This is a genomic window from Streptosporangium sp. NPDC049376 (assembly GCF_044466505.1).
Taxonomy (GTDB): domain Bacteria; phylum Actinomycetota; class Actinomycetes; order Streptosporangiales; family Streptosporangiaceae; genus Streptosporangium.
In genome coordinates this window covers 489,222-505,409 of record NZ_JBITMT010000002.1, presented here as the reverse complement: position 1 = coordinate 505,409, position 16,188 = coordinate 489,222, and the positions used below count along the sequence as shown (strand labels likewise).

The following is a 16,188-nucleotide window of genomic DNA, read 5'->3' as shown; positions in this document are numbered from 1 at the left end:
GGGACGGCTCACGCCGAAAAACCCGGAAAACCTCCTGGAAAACAATGGGTAACGAACGAAGGAAACACGCATGAACAAGTGGACCCTCCGTACCGCCGCCGCGGCCTGCCTCGCCGCCGTGGCCCTGACCGGCCTGACCGCCCCGGCCGAGGCCCGGCAGACCACGACGACGGGGGCGACGGGGACAGCGACGGGGGCCGTGCGGACCACCGCGACGGTGACGGTTCCGTACATCTCGCGGACCCGCATCGACGGCGTGTGGACCCCCATCGAGGGCTACACCCGCGACTACACCGTGACCGCCCCCGCGACGGTCGAGCCCGGCGACGACTTCCGTGTCAGGTTCGACTCGGCGCCGATCTTCGCGGTGCCCGCGCACAACAAGACGCTGACCGACCTGCGGATCGCCTACCGGGTCTCCGGTGACGCCACCATCCTGCGCTACCGCCTCGAAGGGGGCAGCAACCTCGGCGGCGCCCACTTCTGGGTCGAGCGGAACGGCTCCGACCTGGTCCTGCGCAGCAACGGCACCTTCCAGGGCGGGGTCGAGTTCGACGTGCCCGACCTGGTGGTCAAGGTCCGCGCGGGTGCCACGGGCACGGTCACGACCTCGCCCGGCGGTTCCAGCTTCGCCGACCCGGCCTTCTACTGGTACCGCGAGCAGACCGTCAGCGGTCAGTGGGACCCGTTCGAGAACTACGTGGACCCGGCGAGCCCCGTGACCTTCACCACGACCACCATCGGGTGATCCGACATGCCGGAAGCCACCCCCGCCTCCCTGTCCCCTGACGCCGTCAGGGAGACCGCCGCCGTGGCCGCCAAGCGTGCCGCGGAGGCCGAGGCGAACAGACAGCTCACCCCCGACGTGGTCGAGGCGATCGTCCACGCGGGCTTCGTCAGGCACTTCGTGCCCGCCGGGTACGGCGGCGCGGCGGGAGGCTTCGCCGAGTTGCTGTCCGCCGTGACACAGGTGGGGGAGGGCTGTGCGTCCGCCGCCTGGTTCGCGTCCCTGACGGCGGGCACCGGCAGACTGGCCGCCTACCTCCCCGAGGAGGGGCGGCGGGAGGTCTGGGCCGAGGGCCCCCACGCCGTGATCGTGGGGGGCCTCGTCCAGGCCGGTACGGCCGAGCGGGTCTCCGGCGGCTGGCGGGTACGCGGCCAGTGGCCGTACGTCAGCGGGATCGCCCACTCGGACTGGGCGCTGCTGTGCGCGAGAACGGAGCGGGGGGCCAGGTTCTTCGCGGTCCCCCGCGCCGCGTACGGCGTCGCCGACACCTGGTTCAACAGCGGCATGCGGGCGACCGGGAGCAACACCCTGATCCTCGACGAGACCGAGGTCCCCGAGGCCCGTTCGGTCGCGCTCGACGACCTGCTCGCCGGTGAGGCCCCCGACGCGCGGGCCGTCTGCCACCGGGTGCCGATGAAGGCGGGCAACGGGCTCACCCTGACCGCCCCGCTGCTCGGCGCCGCGCGCGGCGCGCTGCGGCGCTGGTCGGAGCTGGTGCGCGACAAGCTGCTCGCGCCCGCCGGGGCGATCTCCGGTGGGGTCGGCAGGGACTCCTACGAGCTGACCCTGGCCCGCGCGGACGGCGAGGTGGACGCGGCGGCCCTGCTGCTGCGGCGGGTCGCCGAGGTCGCCGACCAGGCGCCCGTCGACGCCCTGCTCACCGCGCGCAACGGGCGTGACTGCGCGCTGGCGGCCGACCTGCTCGCGACCGCCGCCGACCGGCTGCTGCGCAGCTCGGGGAGCAGGGGCCAGTCGGAGAGCGAGCCGCTGCAACGGCACTGGCGCGACGTGACCACCGGCGCGGGTCACGCCGGGCTGCAGCTGCCCGCCGTGGCGGGCGCGTTCGTGAGCCGGTCCGCCCTGCCGTCGGCGGGGTGACCGGCCACAGGAACGACCACAGAAAGGGGAACGTCTCATGGTCGCGCCTGAGCTGGTCGAGGTGGCCGAGGGCGTCCACGCCTACCTCCAGCCGGACGGGGGCTGGTGCCTCAACAACGCCGGAGTGATCACCACGCCCGACGGGGCCGTGGTCGTGGACACCGCGGCCACCGAACGCCGGGCCCTGGCGCTGCGGGACGCCGTCGACGGGGTCGCCGGGGGAGACCGCAGGCTCGTGGTCAACACCCATTTCCACGGCGACCACGTCTTCGGCAACGCGGTCTTCGGCCCCGAGGCGACCGTGGTGAGCCACGCGGGCACGCGCGAGGAGATCGCCGAGACCGGGCTCGCGCTGACCGGGCTGTGGCCCGACGTGGAGTGGGGGGACGTCGGGGTCGTGCCGCCCGGCGTCACCTACACCGACCGGCTGACGGTGCACGCGGGCGGCAGGCGGATCGAACTCATCTCGGCGGGTCCCGCGCACACCCGGCACGACACCGTGGTCTGGCTGCCGGAGGAACGCGTCCTGTTCGCCGGGGACATCGTCATGCCGGGCTGTACGCCGTTCGTGATGATGGGGACGGTCAGCGGGACGCTGGCCACCCTGGACCTGCTGCGGGAGCTGCGCCCCGAGGTCGTCGTCGGCGGCCACGGCCCCGTCGCCGGGCCGCACGCCTTCGACGAGACCGAGGCCTACCTGCGCTGGCTGCTGCGGGTCGCGGCCGACGGGGCACGGCGCGGGCTCGACGCCCTCGGCACGGCCCGCGAGTGCTCCCTCGGCGAGTACGGCGGGCTGCTCGACCCCGAGCGGCTCGTGGGCAACCTGCACCGGGCACTGCTCGAACTCGGCGAACCGGGCGGTGAGCCGGGCCTGCCGCTGGACGTGCCCGCCGTGTTCGGGGAGATCGTCGAGTTCAACGGCGGCCTGCCCGCCTGTCACGCCTGACCAAACCCTCGACAGAAACCGGGGACGTGCGCATGAGAGTTCTCTTCGTGGCGGGCCACACGGCCGGGGCCTGCCATCCACTCGTCCCGCTGGCCCAGGCCGTACGGCTCGGCGGGCACGAGGTCTTCGTCGCGGGTCACGAGGACGTCCTTCCCGTCGTGGCCGCCGCGGGCCTGCCCGGGGTCGCGATCTCGTCGAGGACGCTGTCCGACTTCCTCGTGGACCGCAGGGGGCGGACCGTCGAGCTTCCCGAGCCGGGACACGAACACGACCTGGCCGTGGGCCGGGTGTTCGGCCGCTTCGCCGCCGACGGCCTGGACGGGCTGCTGGCCCTGGTGCGGGACTGGCGTCCCGACCGGGTGGTAGGGGTCGCCACGGCCTACGCGGCGCCGCTGGCCGCGCACGACGGCGGTGTGCCGTACGTCCGGTTCGCGACCGATCTGGCGGAGCCGGTCGTCCACATGCTGGCGGCCGTCGCCGAGCTGGGACCGGAGCTTGAGAAACTCGGCCTGTACGAGCTTCCCGCGCCGTGGCGCTCGGTCAGCGTGGCGCCGCCCAGCCTGCGTGCCCCCGACGCGGCCCCCGCCCTGCCGCTGCGGCACATCCCCTACGAGACGCAGAGCGCCCTGCCGCCGTGGGTCCACCCCGGACAGGACAGGCCGCGTGTCCTGGTGCACGACCACGGTGAGACGCGGCCGGACCTGCTGGAGGGGCTGCGGGAGCTGGAGGCCGAGATCGTGGTGACCGGCCGGGAGGAGGGGCCGGTGCCGCCCGGCGTGCGCGCAGGCCGGGTCCCGCTCGGCGTCGCCGTACGGCCCGGGGACGTCGTGGTCCACCGGGGGCGCCCGGACGTCGTCCTGACCTGCCTGGCACGGGCGGCGGCGCAGGTCCTGCTGCCCGGCGACCCCGGCCTCGACGAGCACGCCGACAGGCTGGCGCGTCTCGGGGCGGCCAGACAGGTCGGAGCCTCGGCGGTCCCGGGGGCTCCGGTGGAGACGGAGGAGGTCGTCGCGGCCTGCCGGGAGGTGCTGGCCGATCCCGCCTACGGGCAGGCGGCGCACCGGCTGCGCGCCGAGATCCACGAGATGCCGCTGCCCGCCGACCTCGTTCCCCTGCTGACCGAGGAGGTCGTGGCGTGAGAGTCCTGTTCGTGGCCGGGGGGACGTCCGGGGTGATCTTCTCGATCATCCCGCTGGCCCAGGCGGCGCGTAACGCCGGGCACGAGGTGGTGATGGCGGCCCCGGAGAACGTGGTGCCGACCATCACCTCGGCCGGGCTGACGGCCGTCGCGGTCACCTCGCGCAAAATGCTGGACACCCTGCTGTACGACGACGGCGAGCGCCGCCCGATCCCGACCGACCTGCACGAGCGCTACATCTTCAACGGGCGTTGCTTCGGGCGCTACGCCGGCTGGTGCCTTGAGGGGCTGCTCGACTTCGCCGACCGCTGGCGCCCTGACGTGGTGGTCGGGGGCACGCTGGTCTTCGCCGCGCCGCTGGTCGCCCGCCACGCGGGCGTGCCGTACGTCAAGCAGGCGGTCGACATGGGCGAGCCCCGCACGATCGACCTGGCCGCCGCCGCGGAGCTGGGACCCTGGCTGAAGCGGCTCGGCTTCCACGAGATGCCGCGTTCCGATCTGTTCGTCGACATCTGCCCGCCCAGCCTCAGGGAGGCGGACGCGCCGCCCGCCCAGATCATGAGATACATCCCCTACTCCACCAAGGGCCGCGTCGAGTCCTGGATGTACACCAAGGGGGACAGGCCCCGGGTGCTGGTCTCCGCGGGCAGCCGGGTCACCCCGGACCGCGACTTCGAGATCCTCAGCGGCCTGGTCGCCAAGGTGGGCGCGCTGGACGTGGAGCTGCTGGTCGCGGCGCCCGCCGACGTGGCGGAGGCGCTGCGGCCCCTGCCGGACAACGTCAGGGCCGGCTGGCTGCCGCTGGACGTGGTGGCCCCGACCTGCGACCTGGTGGTCAGCCACGCCGGAGGCACCACGGTCCTGGGGAACATGCACTACGGAGTGCCCCAGCTGCTCATCCCCTACCTGCCCTACGCGCTCGGCTTCACCAGAAGGCTCACCGACTACGGCGCCGCCAGGATGCTGCCTCCCGAGGACGACTCCCCGGAGAACGTGGCCGAGGCCTGCCGGGAGGTGCTGGGCACCCCCTCCTACCGGCAGCGCGCCCGCGACGTCGCCCACGAGATGTCCCTGCTTCCCGGCCCCTCCCAGGCGCTGGCCGCCGTCGAGCGGCTGGTCCACACCTCCCGATAGGAGTCCCGATGACACAGACACCCCTGCACCTGGCCCTGGTCGTGGGAAGCGTGCGTGAGGGCCGTTTCGGGCCGACCGTGGCGAGCTGGTTCGCCGAGCAGGTCGCCCAGTACGGGCGGTTCACCACGGACGTCGTCGATCTGGCGGAGTTGCCGTTGCCGGTCGTGCTGCCCGCCTTCGGGAGCGACCCGGCCCCCGAGGTCGCGGCCGTCGCGGCCCGGCTCTCCGGACGGCTCGCCGCCGCCGACGCCTTCGTCGTGGTCACCCCCGAGTACAACCACAGCCTGCCCGCCTCGCTGAAGAACGCGCTGGACTGGAGCGACGCCGAGTGGCGGGCCAAGCCGGTCGCGCTGGTCTCCTACGGCGGGCGTTCGGGGGGCATACGGGCGGCCGAGCACACCCGGCAGATCCTGGCCGCCCTTGAGGCGGTCACGGTGCGCGAGGTGCTCACCTTCCAGTTCCCCAGGGAGGTCTTCGGCGAGGACGGCAGGCCCAAGGACCCCGAGGGCTACGCCTCGACGGCCAAGGAGATCCTGCGGGAGCTCGAATGGCTGGCGGGCACCCTGCGTGAGGGACGTGGACGGCGGCCCCATGCCGACTGAGGGGACGATGCTCGCCGTCCGCGTCCACGAGTACGGCCCGCCCGAGGTGCTGCGCCCCGAGGAGGTCCCGGTGCCGAGGCCGGGACCCGGGCAGGTGCTGGTCGAGGTCGAGGCCGTCAGCGTGGGGTTCGCGCAGACCCAGATGCGGCGTGACCTCTTCCCCGCCCCGATGTGGCGGCCGACGTTCCCCATCGTGCTCGGCGGCGACGTCGTCGGCGTGGTCGTCGAGACCGGCCCCGGCGTCGAGGACGTACGGCCCGGCGACCGGGTGGGCGCCTACACGCTGCACGGCGCCTACGCCGAGTACGCGGTGCTCGACGCCGCCTCGCTCGTGTCGGTGCCGGAGGACCTGGACGCCGTGCGGGCGACCGTACTGCCCGGCTCGGGGCCGATCGCGATGGGCACGCTCGGCGTGGCCGACCTGCGGCCGGGGGAGCGGGTGCTGGTCCACGCGGCCTCCGGCGGCATCGGTCACCTGGCCGTGCAGCTGGCCGTACTGGCGGGGGCGGGGCAGGTGATCGCGACGGCGGGGTCGGCGGCCAAGCGCGACTTCGTCCGGGATCTGGGCGCCGACCTGGTCGTGGACTACGGCGAGGACGACTGGGCGGAGCGGGTGCGGGAGGCGACGGGCGGCGCCGGGGTGGACGTCGTCCTCGACAGCGTCGGGGGGCAGGTGCTCCGGCAGGGGATCGGTCTGCTGGCGCCGTTCGGACGACTGGTGTTCTACGGGTCATCGCACGGTGGATTGGATATTCCTCACATATCGCCCATGGAGTTGATAGGGATTAAATATGTGACGGGATTTGCCCTTTCCGCCTGGCGGGCCGCCCGTCCCGATCGTTATCGGACGGACCACAAATTGCTGGTGGACCATCTCAGGGACGGCAGCGTCAAGGATGTCGTCCACGCCGTCCTCCCTCTCCGGCAGGTGGCCAGGGCACACGAGATCATCGAGGGCCGTCGCCATATCGGGAGGGTCGTCCTAAGGGTTGGCCGAAACGCCGACAATCACTTCCCGGCTTGACCTCTAGCGTGCTTGAGGTTGCAGCATCGAAGGCGTCGAAACCCGTTTTCCGAGTTCGCCGCGCACTGGCCGCGGGACGGGAGGATTCCCCATGTCTACCGATAACCAGACCAGGACCGTCGAGGTCTACGCCGACGTGTTGTGCCCGTGGAGCTACATCGGCAAAAGGCGTCTTGAGACGGCCCTGGCCGGGACGGAGGGCAGGGAGCGGCTTGAGATCGTCTGGCGCAGCTACGAGCTGTCGCCGGAGGAGGGCCGTACTCCCGGCAGGACGGCGGCCGAGGCGATGGGCGACTGGTGGGGCGAGCAGGGCAGCGCCAGGGTCGAGCTGATCCACACCCTCGGCCGGGCGGAGGGCGTGGACATCGACCTCACCCTCGCCAGGCCCGTCAACACCTTCGACGCCCACCGGCTGCGTCACCTGGCCGCCGACCACGGCCTGGCCGACCAGGTGATGGAGCGGCTGCTGCGCGCCTACCTCTGCGAGGGCGGCAACGTCAGCGACCCCGAGGTCCTGGAGCGCGTCGGCGTCGAGGCCGGTCTCGACGCCGGGCAGGTCCGCGCGCTGCTCGACGGCGACGCCTACGCCAAGGACGTCCGCGCCGACGAGCGCAGGGCGAAGGAGCGGGGCGTCAACGGCGTGCCGATGCTCATCATCGACGGCAGGCCGCCCGTCAGCGGCATCCAGCCTCCCGCCGACCTGACCCGCCTGCTCCAGGACGCGCTGCGCCCGGCGCCCGTCGCGGGCGACTGACGGGTTCGACACCTCACCGACACGACAGCACGAGAGGAATCACACCCGCATGGACATCGGTATCGGGCTTCCCGGGCACGCCCCCTGGACACAGGGCCGGGCCCTGGTCGACTGGGCACGCCGGGCGGAGGAACGCGGCTTCTCCACGCTCTCCGTCAGCGACCGCCTGGTCTGGACGACGCCCGAACCCCTGATCACGCTGGCCGTCGCGGCCGGGGCCACCTCCCGCATCCGGCTGCTCACCAGCGTGCTGCTGGCACCGCTGCGGGCCAACCACGCGCTGTTCGCCAAGGCCGTCACCACCCTCGACCAGCTCGCCGGTCCCGGCAGGCTCCAGCTAGGCCTCGCCCCCGGGCTGCGGGACGACGACTTCACCGAGAGCGGCGTCGACTACGCCACCCGGGGACGGCAGTTCGACCGGCTGCTCGACCGGCTGGCCGGGGTCTCCCGGGGAGAGGACCCGGTCGGCCCCCGCGCCGCGACGGACGGCGGGATCCCGCTGCTGTTCGGCGGGCACTCGGAGGCGGCCCTGCGGCGCATCGCCACCCGGGGCACCGGGTGGATCGCCGGCGACGCGACGGTCGAGGGGGTGCGGGAGTTCACGCCCGGCCTGGCCAAGGCCTGGGCGGACGCGGGCAGGCCGGGCGCCCCGAGGGTGGTCGCGACCGTGATGTTCGCCCTGGGACCGGACGCCCGCCGGGCGGTCTCGGCCGCCATCGAGCCCTACTACGCCTTCGCCGGCGAGGAGTACGCCTCCTACGGCGCCTCGGCGGCGCTCACCACGCCCGAGCAGATCACGACGGCGGTCGCCGGGTTCGCCGAGATCGGCGTCGACGAGCTGATCTTCGCGGGCAACGACCCCGACCCCGCCCAGGTCGACCTGCTGGCCGACACGATCGGGCTGTGAACCCGGGGGCGTGAGGACCGCCCCCATCCCACGCGGACCGTCGCGGCGCGGCGGCCTTCCGGACGAACTCGACGAAGGGATCAACCGATGGTCGCCGCTGCACCGGCGCGCGCAACCACGCGCGACTGGCTCGGCCTGGCGGTGCTGGCACTGCCGACGGTCGTGATCGCGATCAGCATGACCGTGCTGAACCTGGCCGTGCCCAAACTGAGCGCCGACCTGCGGCCCGACAGCACGCAGCTGCTGTGGATCATCGACGTCTACGGGTTCGTGATCTCCGGATTCCTGATCACGATGGGCAACGTGGGCGACCGCATCGGCCGCCGCAGGCTGCTCATCTGGGGGGCGGGCGCGTTCGGCCTGGCCAGCGCGTTCGCCGCCCTCGCCCCGAACGCCGAGTTGCTGATCCTGGCGCGGGCGCTGATGGGCGTCACCGCGGCGACCCTGATGCCCTCGACGATGTCGCTGATCCGCACCATCTTCGAGGACCCGCGTCAGCGCGCGGTCGCGGTCAGCGTCTGGATCTCCAGCTTCACCGCGGGCGCCGTGCTCGGCCCGGTCGTCGGCGGGGCGCTGCTGGAACGGTTCTGGTGGGGGTCGGTGTTCCTGCTGGCCGTACCGGTGGCCGTGCTGCTGGTCGTGCTCGGCCCGATCCTGCTGCCCGAGCAGCGCGACCCGGAGCCGGGACCGCTGGACTTCCTCAGCGCCGGGCTGCTGCTGGCGACCGTGCTGGCCGTGGTCTACGGGCTCAAGCGGATCGCCGCGGCCGGGGTGAGTCTGCCCGCCGTGGCCGTCACGGTCGCCGGGGTGGCCGTCGGTGTGGTCTTCGTCCGGCGGCAGCGGGTGCTGCGCGACCCGCTGCTGGACACCAGGCTGTTCGCCAACCGGGCCTTCACCGCCTCGCTGGGCACGACCGCCCTGGCCATCGCGGCCTCCGCCGGCATGCAGTTCTTCATCAGCCAGTACCTGCAGACGGTGCTCGGGCTGTCGCCGCTGCGGGCGGGCCTGGTGGTCGTGCCCAGCGCGGTGGCGAGCATCACCGGCACCATGCTCGCCCCGGTGCTCGCCCGCCGGATCCCCAGGGCCTACCTCATGGCGTTCGGGCTGGCCCTCTCGGCCCTGGGCATGGGGGTGCTGACACAGATCAGCGCGGACGCCGGGGTCGGGATCGTGGTCGCGGCCACCGTGATGACCTCGCTGGGGTTCGGGCCGACGCTCGCGCTGGGCAGCGACCTGGTGCTCGGCTCGGTCCCCATACGGCAGGCGGGGGCGGCCTCGGCGATCTCGGAGACCGGCTCCGACCTGGGTCTCGCCCTGGGCATCGCGGCCATCGGCAGCGCCGGGATGGCCGTCTACCGGGGCGAGGTGGCCGGGAACCTGCCCCGGGGCCTGCCCCCGCAGGCCGTCGCCGCGGCCCACGACACGGTGGGGGCGGCCTTCTCCGCCGCGGCGCGGCTGCCCGGTGAGCTGGGCGAGAGCCTGCGCCTGGCCGCGGGGCAGGCGTTCACCCACGGGCTGCGGCTCGCGGCGGGCATCGGCATGGTCACCGTCTTCGGCCTCGCGGTCGCGGTGGTCCTGCTGCTGCGCGGTGTACGGCCCGCGGACGCCCATGGATCAGAGCAGTCGGATAAATCGGAGAAGCCCGAATTAGTAGAACATCGCGCCGAAGCACCTGACATGTCATGAAAAGAAGGCTACATTTCCTACCAGGAAGATATGTAATTTGGACGGCCGGCCCCGGGCCGGTTCCTGGCACGCACTACCCGTAAAGGTGCTGACGGAGTGTACTTGACCGGCAGATTCGCGCCTCCCGCGTTGCTGCTCATCACCGCCCTTGCCCTCTCCTCATGCGGCGCCGCCGCTGAAAGCGACACGAAATCCACCAAACCGGTCAGCGGGGGAATTCTTCGCTACGCGGTCAATACCGAACCGAGTAATCTCGACCCGCACGCGAGCCCCTCCGACATAACCGCCGTTTTCACTCGGCCCGTGCTCGACTCCCTGGTCTCCCTGGACCCCAAGGGCGGGGTGCACCCCTGGCTGGCGACGTCATGGCAGGTCTCGCCGGACGGGAAGAGCTACACCTTCGAACTTCGCAAGGACGTCACCTTCAGCGACGGCACGCCGTTCGACGCCGCGGCGGTGAAGGCCAACCTCGACCACGTCGTCGACCCGAAGACCAAGTCCGAACTCGCCGCCGGGCTCATCACCCCCTACAAGGGGACCGAGGTGATCGGCCCGCACACGGTGCGCGTCGACCTCTCCCGGCCGCACTCCCCGCTGCTGTCGGCCCTGTCCACCCCCTACCTCGGCATCCAGTCGCCCGCCTCGCTGAAGCTCGGCGCCGACGCCCTGGCCAGGAAGGTCGTGGGCTCGGGGCCGTTCGTGATCGACGCCTTCACCCCGCGTCAGGGCATCACCTACCACCGCAACCCGAAGTACGCCTGGCCGCCGCGGGGCACCGCGCACACCGGCCCCGCCTACCTCGACAAACTGGAGTTCAAGGTCCTGCGGGAGGACTCCGTCCGGGTCGGCGCGCTGACCAGCGGCCAGGTCGACGCCATCGGAAGCGTCCCCCCGGTCAACGTCAGCCAGGTCAAGGCCGACTCCAGACTCTGGCTTGAGACCCGTCAGGCCCCCGGCGGCAACTACAACTACTACCCGAACACCGCCAAGGGCGTCTTCTCCGACGTCCGCGTACGGCAGGCCTTCCGCGCGGCGATCGACCTCAAGACGATCATCGGCAAGCTCTACTTCGGCGTCTTCCAGCCCGCCGCGAGCCCCATCGCGCCCAGCACCTTCGGCTACGACCCCGGCACCGAACAACTCGGTGGATACGACCCGCAGGCGGCGGCGAAGCTGCTCGACGAGGCCGGGTGGACCGCCCGCGACGCCCAGGGCTACCGGACGAAGAACGGCGAACGGCTGACCGTCCGGTGGATGTTCGTCAAGATGATCGCCCGCGAGCAGCGCGCCGTACTGTCCGAGCAGGTGCAGGCCGAGGCCAGGAAGGCGGGCATCGACGTCCAGTTCCTCGACGTCACCCCGAGCAACTACGCGCCCATCGCCCTGCGGGGCGACTACGACCTGTCCGACTACAGCTGGCAGCGGGTGGACGCCGACGCCCTGCGCGACCTGTTCGCCTCCGCCAACATCCCCGACGACCAGGGCGGCTCGGGGGCCAACGCCTCCCGCTACTCGAACAAGGACGTCGACGCCTGGCTCGACCAGACCCTCGACACCGTCGACCCGGCCAAGCGCGCCGAGCTGTACGCCAAGGTGCAGCGCAAGGTCGTCGAGGACGCCGCGGTCTTCCCCGTCTACACCTTCAACTACGTGCTCGGCGCCGCCAAGAGGGTGCACGGCGTCACCTGGGAGGCGCAGGCCTACCCGAGCTTCTACGACGCCTGGGTCGCCGCGCGATGAGCGGGACCGTCCCCGGCCTCCGCCACCGGCGCCGCCTGCGCGCGGCGCTGGTCAGGCTGGCCACCTCACTCCTGGTGATCTGGGGGGCGGCCACGGTCTCCTTCGCGGCCCTCCAGCTCACCCCGGGCAGCGTGGCCGACGCACTGGTGGGAACCTCGATCGTCTCCCCGCAGGTCAAGGCGCAGATCATCGCCGACTACGGGCTCGACAGGCCCGTCCTGACGCAGTACCTCTCCTACCTCGGCATGGTCGTCAGGGGCGACCTCGGCCACTCCTACCAGCTCAACGAGTCGGTCGGCACGGCCATCTGGTCGCAGCTGGGCGCCTCGCTCCAGCTCACCGCCGCCGGGATGGGGCTGGCGCTGGTGCTGGCGACGGTGCTGGCGCTGCTGACCGCCAAGCGCTCCCGCTGGATCCGCGGGGTCTCCTCCGGCGCCGAACTCGTCGGCACCTCCGTGCCGATCTTCTGGGTGGGCATCCTGCTGCTGACGGTCTTCTCCTTCCAGCTCGGCTGGTTCCCCGCGGCGGGCGGTGACGGCCTCGCGGGGCTGGTCCTGCCCGCGATCTCCATGGCCCTGCCCGTGACGGCCCTGCTGGCCCAGGTCATGCGGGAGGGACTGGAACGGGCGCTGGACGAGCCGTTCGTGCTGACCGCCCGCGCCCGCGGCATGTCCGACGCCGCCGTACGGCTCAGGCACGCCCTCAGACACGCCCTGCTGCCGGTCGTCACCCTGGCCGGATGGCTGTTCGGGCTGCTGCTCGGCGCCATGGTCGTGATCGAGCAGGTCTTCTCCAGACAGGGACTCGGCACGCTCATGCTCGGCGCCGTCACCGGCAAGGACCTGCCGGTCGTGATGGGCGTCACGCTGCTCACCGCGACCGTCTACGTCGTCGTCAACGCCCTGATCGACCTGCTCTACCTGGTCATCGACCCCAGGCTGAGGGAGGCCACATGACGGCCGTCACCCTGCGGGCCGCGACCCGTGAACGACCCGGCGTCCGGCCGGGCGTCTGGGCCGCGGGCATCGCGCTCTCCCTGATCGTCCTGGCCGCCGTGGCGCCCGGCCTGCTGACCGACGGCGCCCCCCACGAGTCGGACGCGCTGATGGCGCTGCGACCTCCGGGGGAGGGCCACCCGTTCGGCACCGACGCCATCGGCAGGGACGTCTTCACCCGCATCGTGTACGGCGCCCGCCAGTCGCTGCTGGCCGGGGTCGGCGCCACGGTGCTCGCGGTGGGCGCGGGCACCCTGCTTGGGCTGCTGGCCGCGCTCGGCGGGCGGGTCGCCGACGAGATCATCATGCGGCTGACGGACGTGACGCTGTCGCTGCCCACCCTGCTGCTGGCCCTGCTCGTCCTGACGATCACCGGCCCCGGCACCCTCAACTCGATCTACGCCATCGCGCTGTACACGATGCCCAGCTACGCCCGGCTGGTCAGGGTGCAGACGATGGTGATCCGCCGCTCGGGCCACGTGGAGGCCGCGACCTCGCTCGGCCTCACCCGCAGCCGGATCGTCCTGCGTCACATCCTGCCCAACGCCTTCGCCCCGCTGCTGGTACTGGCCACCATCGAGGTCGGCACCGCGCTGGTCGCGGCCTCCTCGCTCAGTTTCCTCGGGCTGGGCGCCAGGCCGCCGGCCCCCGAGTGGGGGGCGATGCTGGCCGGCGGGCGGGACTACTTCTCGGTCGCGTGGTGGGTCGCGGTCTTCCCCGGCGCGGCCGTCACGCTCACCGTGCTGTCGATCACGGTCGTCGGACGCGCCCTGCAGCGGCGCCTTGAGGGGAGGGACCGATGAACGGTGACCCGCTGGTCGAGGTCGAGGACCTGACCGTGTCCTTCGGGGCGATCGAGGCCGTACGGGGAGTGTCCCTGGCGGTGAGCCCCGGCGAGTGCGTGGCGATCGTCGGGGAGTCCGGCTCGGGCAAGAGCGTCACCGCCCGCAGCCTCATCGGGCTCACCGGAGAGGGCGCCACGGTCGGCGCCGCCCGGCTGCGCGTCGGCGGGCAGGACGCCCTGGCGTTCGGCGAACGGCAGTGGCGTCAGGTGCGCGGCACCGGGATCGGCTACGTCCTGCAGGACGCGCTGGTCTCCCTCGACCCGCTGCGGCCGGTCGGCAGGGAGATCGCCGAGACGCTCAGGCTGCACCGCGCGGTGCCGCGCGCCGAGATCGACGGGCGCGTCATCGAGCTGCTGCGCGAGGTCGGGGTGCCCGAGCCCGAACTGCGGGCCGGGCAGTACCCGCATGAGCTGTCCGGCGGCCTGCGCCAGCGGGCGCTGATCGCCTCGGCCATCGCCTGCGACCCCGAGCTGCTCATCGCCGACGAGCCGACGACCGCGCTCGACGTCACCGTGCAGGCGCAGATCCTGCGGCTGCTCGACGAACGGCGGCGGGCGGGCACCGCGCTGCTGCTGATCAGCCACGACCTGGCGGTCGTCGCGCGGCTGGCCGACCGGGTGCTGGTCATGAAGGACGGGACGGTGGTCGAGGAGGGGCCGACCGGCCGGGTCCTCACCGCCCCGTCCCACCCCTACACCCGGGCGCTGCTGGCCGCCATCCCGGGAGAGCACAGCAGGGGCACCCGCCTGTCGGCGACCTCCGGGCACGTACGGCCCGAGCCGCGCCGTGCCCCGGGGGAGGTGGTGATCGAGGCGCGCGGCCTGGTCAAGGACTTCCGTGGGCGGCGCGCCGTCGACGAGGTCTCCTTCGAGCTGCGCGCGGGTGAGACGCTCGGACTGGTCGGCGAGTCGGGGTCGGGCAAGACGACCGTCGCCAGACTGGTGCTCGGCCTCCTCGAATCCGACGGCGGGCAGGCACTGGTCGAGGGCAGGACCTGGGGGGAGATGACGGCACGGCAGCGCCGTGAGGCCCGCCGTCACGTCCAGGTGGTCTACCAGGACCCGCTCAGCTCCTTCGACCCCCGCTTCAGCGTCAGGCGCATCCTCGACGAGGCGCTCATGGTCGGCGGGGTGCCCCGCGCGGAACGCCGCGACCAGGCCCTGCTGCTGCTCGACCAGGTCGGGCTCGACGGCGGCGTGCTGGAACGCCGCCCCCGGCAGCTGTCGGGAGGCCAGCGGCAGCGGGTCGCCATCGCCCGCGCCCTGGCCCCGCGGCCCCGGGTGCTGGTCTGCGACGAGCCGGTCTCCGCCCTGGACGTCTCGGTGCAGGCGCAGGTGCTCGACCTGCTGGCCGACCTGCAGGCGGAGCTGGGGATGGCCTACCTGTTCGTCTCCCACCACCTGGGCGTCGTCCACCACGTCAGCGACCGGGTCGTGGTGCTCAAGGAGGGTCGCGTCGTCGAGACCGGCGACGTCGGCCAGATCTTCACCGCGCCCCGGGCCGACTACACGCGCGAACTGCTGGCCGCGATCCCCAGACTCGACCGGCCGTCCGAACAGGCGGGTACGGCCCACCTCGTCCCGGCCGCCCGGCCCCGACCAACGACGGAGGCAATTCAGTGAACGGTTCCGCGCTGAAGGGACGTGTCACCGCCGACGGCTCAAGCGGTTACCCCGCGGAGCCCGGCCGCTACCACCTCTATCTGGCCTGGTCGTGTCCCTGGGCGCAGCGGACGGCCATCGTGCGCGACCTCAAGGGTCTGCGGGAGGTCGTCACGCTGTCCTACGTCGAGGACGACCTCGGCGCCGAGGGGTGGACCTTCGGCCCCCGGCGCGGCCCCGACCCGGTGAACGGCTTCGGCCGCCTCAGGCAGGCCTACGAGGCGACCGTGCCCGGCTACGACGGCCCGGTCTCGGTGCCCGCGCTGTGGGACCGGGTGACCGGCGGCCTCGTCAGCAACGACTACGCCGCCATCACCGTGGACCTCGGCACCCAGTTCGAGGAGTGGGGCGACCCGGAGGTCCGGCTCTACCCGCCCGAGCTGCGCGCGGAGATCGACAGGCTCAACGCCTACCTGCACGCCGACCTCAACGGCGGCGCCTGGGAGGTGGCGATGACCACCACCCAGAAGGGGTACGAGGCGGCGCGCGGGCGTGTCGTCGCCGTCCTCGACCGGATGGAGAGGCGCCTGGCCACCCGCCGGTTCCTGTTCGGGGACACGATCACCGAGTCCGACGTCTGGCTGTGGCCGACCCTGGCCCGCTTCGACCTCCTCGACAACCCGCTCGGGAAGATCAGCGAACGGAGCCTGAGCGACTTCCCGAACCTGTGGGCCTACGCCCGCGACCTGTACCAGCGGCCCGCCTTCCGCGACACCACGGACTTCGGGACCTTCCGCAGGGACCGCTCCTCGATCCGCAGGCCGGGTCCGGCGCGGATCGAGGTCGAACCGGTCGAGGCGGACTGGGAGCTGCCACACGGCCGCGACTCGGTCCTGTGAACGGCACGCCGCGCGTCTTCGGCGGGGCCCGC

15 protein-coding genes are annotated in these 16,188 nt (G+C 72.6%); all 15 read left to right on the top strand.

Translation table 11 applies throughout. From position 1 onward, the window contains the following. Positions 1-70 precede the first annotated feature (70 nt). The 15 genes from ACIBVQ_RS07675 (at position 71) to ACIBVQ_RS07605 (ending at position 16,156) form a co-directional block, all read left to right on the top strand. Positions 71-748 (top strand): hypothetical protein, encoded by a 678-nt coding sequence (locus ACIBVQ_RS07675; RefSeq protein WP_362910161.1) that lies wholly within the window; start codon positions 71-73, stop codon positions 746-748. Between the two features lie 6 nt (positions 749-754). Next, positions 755-1,885 (top strand): acyl-CoA dehydrogenase family protein, encoded by a 1,131-nt coding sequence (locus tag ACIBVQ_RS07670; protein WP_399176299.1) that lies wholly within the window; start codon positions 755-757, stop codon positions 1,883-1,885. 37 nt (positions 1,886-1,922) lie between these two features. After that, positions 1,923-2,831: an MBL fold metallo-hydrolase gene (locus ACIBVQ_RS07665; protein ID WP_399176297.1), complete on the top strand. Its 909-nt coding sequence runs from the start codon at positions 1,923-1,925 to the stop codon at positions 2,829-2,831. 32 nt (positions 2,832-2,863) lie between these two features. Further along, complete coding sequence (locus ACIBVQ_RS07660; protein ID WP_399176295.1) at positions 2,864-3,970, top strand: nucleotide disphospho-sugar-binding domain-containing protein; 1,107 nt, start codon at positions 2,864-2,866, stop codon at positions 3,968-3,970. After that, positions 3,967-5,103: a nucleotide disphospho-sugar-binding domain-containing protein gene (locus ACIBVQ_RS07655; protein ID WP_352009891.1), complete on the top strand. Its 1,137-nt coding sequence runs from the start codon at positions 3,967-3,969 to the stop codon at positions 5,101-5,103. Before ACIBVQ_RS07660 ends, ACIBVQ_RS07655 begins: the two co-directional genes overlap by 4 nt. Before the next feature lie 8 nt (positions 5,104-5,111). Then, positions 5,112-5,705, top strand: a complete 594-nt coding sequence (locus ACIBVQ_RS07650; RefSeq protein ID WP_399176293.1) for an NADPH-dependent FMN reductase — start codon at positions 5,112-5,114, stop codon at positions 5,703-5,705. Further along, positions 5,695-6,729 carry a zinc-binding alcohol dehydrogenase family protein gene (locus tag ACIBVQ_RS07645; RefSeq protein ID WP_399176291.1) on the top strand — a complete coding sequence of 345 codons (1,035 nt, stop codon included), beginning with the start codon at positions 5,695-5,697 and terminating at the stop codon, positions 6,727-6,729. The genes ACIBVQ_RS07650 and ACIBVQ_RS07645 overlap by 11 nt, the downstream gene beginning before the upstream one ends. Before the next feature lie 91 nt (positions 6,730-6,820). Continuing rightward, complete coding sequence (locus ACIBVQ_RS07640; RefSeq protein ID WP_386193411.1) at positions 6,821-7,483, top strand: DsbA family oxidoreductase; 663 nt, start codon at positions 6,821-6,823, stop codon at positions 7,481-7,483. Positions 7,484-7,532: 49 nt separating this feature from the next. Then, positions 7,533-8,390: an LLM class flavin-dependent oxidoreductase gene (locus ACIBVQ_RS07635; protein WP_399176289.1), complete on the top strand. Its 858-nt coding sequence runs from the start codon at positions 7,533-7,535 to the stop codon at positions 8,388-8,390. Between the two features lie 87 nt (positions 8,391-8,477). Then, positions 8,478-10,076, top strand: a complete 1,599-nt coding sequence (locus tag ACIBVQ_RS07630; RefSeq protein WP_399176287.1) for an MFS transporter — start codon at positions 8,478-8,480, stop codon at positions 10,074-10,076. 303 nt (positions 10,077-10,379) lie between these two features. Beyond that, positions 10,380-11,816, top strand: a complete 1,437-nt coding sequence (locus ACIBVQ_RS07625; protein WP_399176285.1) for an ABC transporter substrate-binding protein — start codon at positions 10,380-10,382, stop codon at positions 11,814-11,816. Continuing rightward, entirely contained in the window at positions 11,813-12,772 is a 960-nt protein-coding gene (locus tag ACIBVQ_RS07620; protein ID WP_352009884.1) for an ABC transporter permease, read from the top strand. Before ACIBVQ_RS07625 ends, ACIBVQ_RS07620 begins: the two co-directional genes overlap by 4 nt. Beyond that, positions 12,769-13,614 carry an ABC transporter permease gene (locus ACIBVQ_RS07615; protein WP_399176283.1) on the top strand — a complete coding sequence of 282 codons (846 nt, stop codon included), beginning with the start codon at positions 12,769-12,771 and terminating at the stop codon, positions 13,612-13,614. Before ACIBVQ_RS07620 ends, ACIBVQ_RS07615 begins: the two co-directional genes overlap by 4 nt. Then, positions 13,611-15,278 carry a dipeptide ABC transporter ATP-binding protein gene (locus ACIBVQ_RS07610; protein ID WP_399176281.1) on the top strand — a complete coding sequence of 556 codons (1,668 nt, stop codon included), beginning with the start codon at positions 13,611-13,613 and terminating at the stop codon, positions 15,276-15,278. The genes ACIBVQ_RS07615 and ACIBVQ_RS07610 overlap by 4 nt, the downstream gene beginning before the upstream one ends. Beyond that, a complete protein-coding gene (locus tag ACIBVQ_RS07605) occupies positions 15,275-16,156 on the top strand; it encodes a glutathione S-transferase C-terminal domain-containing protein (protein ID WP_352009881.1) in 882 nt (293 codons plus the stop codon). Before ACIBVQ_RS07610 ends, ACIBVQ_RS07605 begins: the two co-directional genes overlap by 4 nt. Positions 16,157-16,188 lie beyond the last annotated feature (32 nt).

Excerpts from the sequence above, each read along its gene's own strand:
- ACIBVQ_RS07675 (WP_362910161.1), top strand. The coding sequence starts at position 71 with ATGAACAAGTGGACCCTCCGTACCGCCGCCGCGGCCTGCCTCGCCGCC.
- ACIBVQ_RS07670 (WP_399176299.1), top strand. The coding sequence starts at position 755 with ATGCCGGAAGCCACCCCCGCCTCCCTGTCCCCTGACGCCGTCAGGGAG.
- ACIBVQ_RS07665 (WP_399176297.1), top strand. The coding sequence starts at position 1,923 with ATGGTCGCGCCTGAGCTGGTCGAGGTGGCCGAGGGCGTCCACGCCTAC.
- ACIBVQ_RS07660 (WP_399176295.1), top strand. The coding sequence starts at position 2,864 with ATGAGAGTTCTCTTCGTGGCGGGCCACACGGCCGGGGCCTGCCATCCA.
- ACIBVQ_RS07650 (WP_399176293.1), top strand. The coding sequence starts at position 5,112 with ATGACACAGACACCCCTGCACCTGGCCCTGGTCGTGGGAAGCGTGCGT.
- ACIBVQ_RS07645 (WP_399176291.1), top strand. The coding sequence starts at position 5,695 with ATGCCGACTGAGGGGACGATGCTCGCCGTCCGCGTCCACGAGTACGGC.
- ACIBVQ_RS07640 (WP_386193411.1), top strand. The coding sequence starts at position 6,821 with ATGTCTACCGATAACCAGACCAGGACCGTCGAGGTCTACGCCGACGTG.
- ACIBVQ_RS07635 (WP_399176289.1), top strand. The coding sequence starts at position 7,533 with ATGGACATCGGTATCGGGCTTCCCGGGCACGCCCCCTGGACACAGGGC.
- ACIBVQ_RS07630 (WP_399176287.1), top strand. The coding sequence starts at position 8,478 with ATGGTCGCCGCTGCACCGGCGCGCGCAACCACGCGCGACTGGCTCGGC.
- ACIBVQ_RS07620 (WP_352009884.1), top strand. The coding sequence starts at position 11,813 with ATGAGCGGGACCGTCCCCGGCCTCCGCCACCGGCGCCGCCTGCGCGCG.
- ACIBVQ_RS07615 (WP_399176283.1), top strand. The coding sequence starts at position 12,769 with ATGACGGCCGTCACCCTGCGGGCCGCGACCCGTGAACGACCCGGCGTC.
- ACIBVQ_RS07610 (WP_399176281.1), top strand. The coding sequence starts at position 13,611 with ATGAACGGTGACCCGCTGGTCGAGGTCGAGGACCTGACCGTGTCCTTC.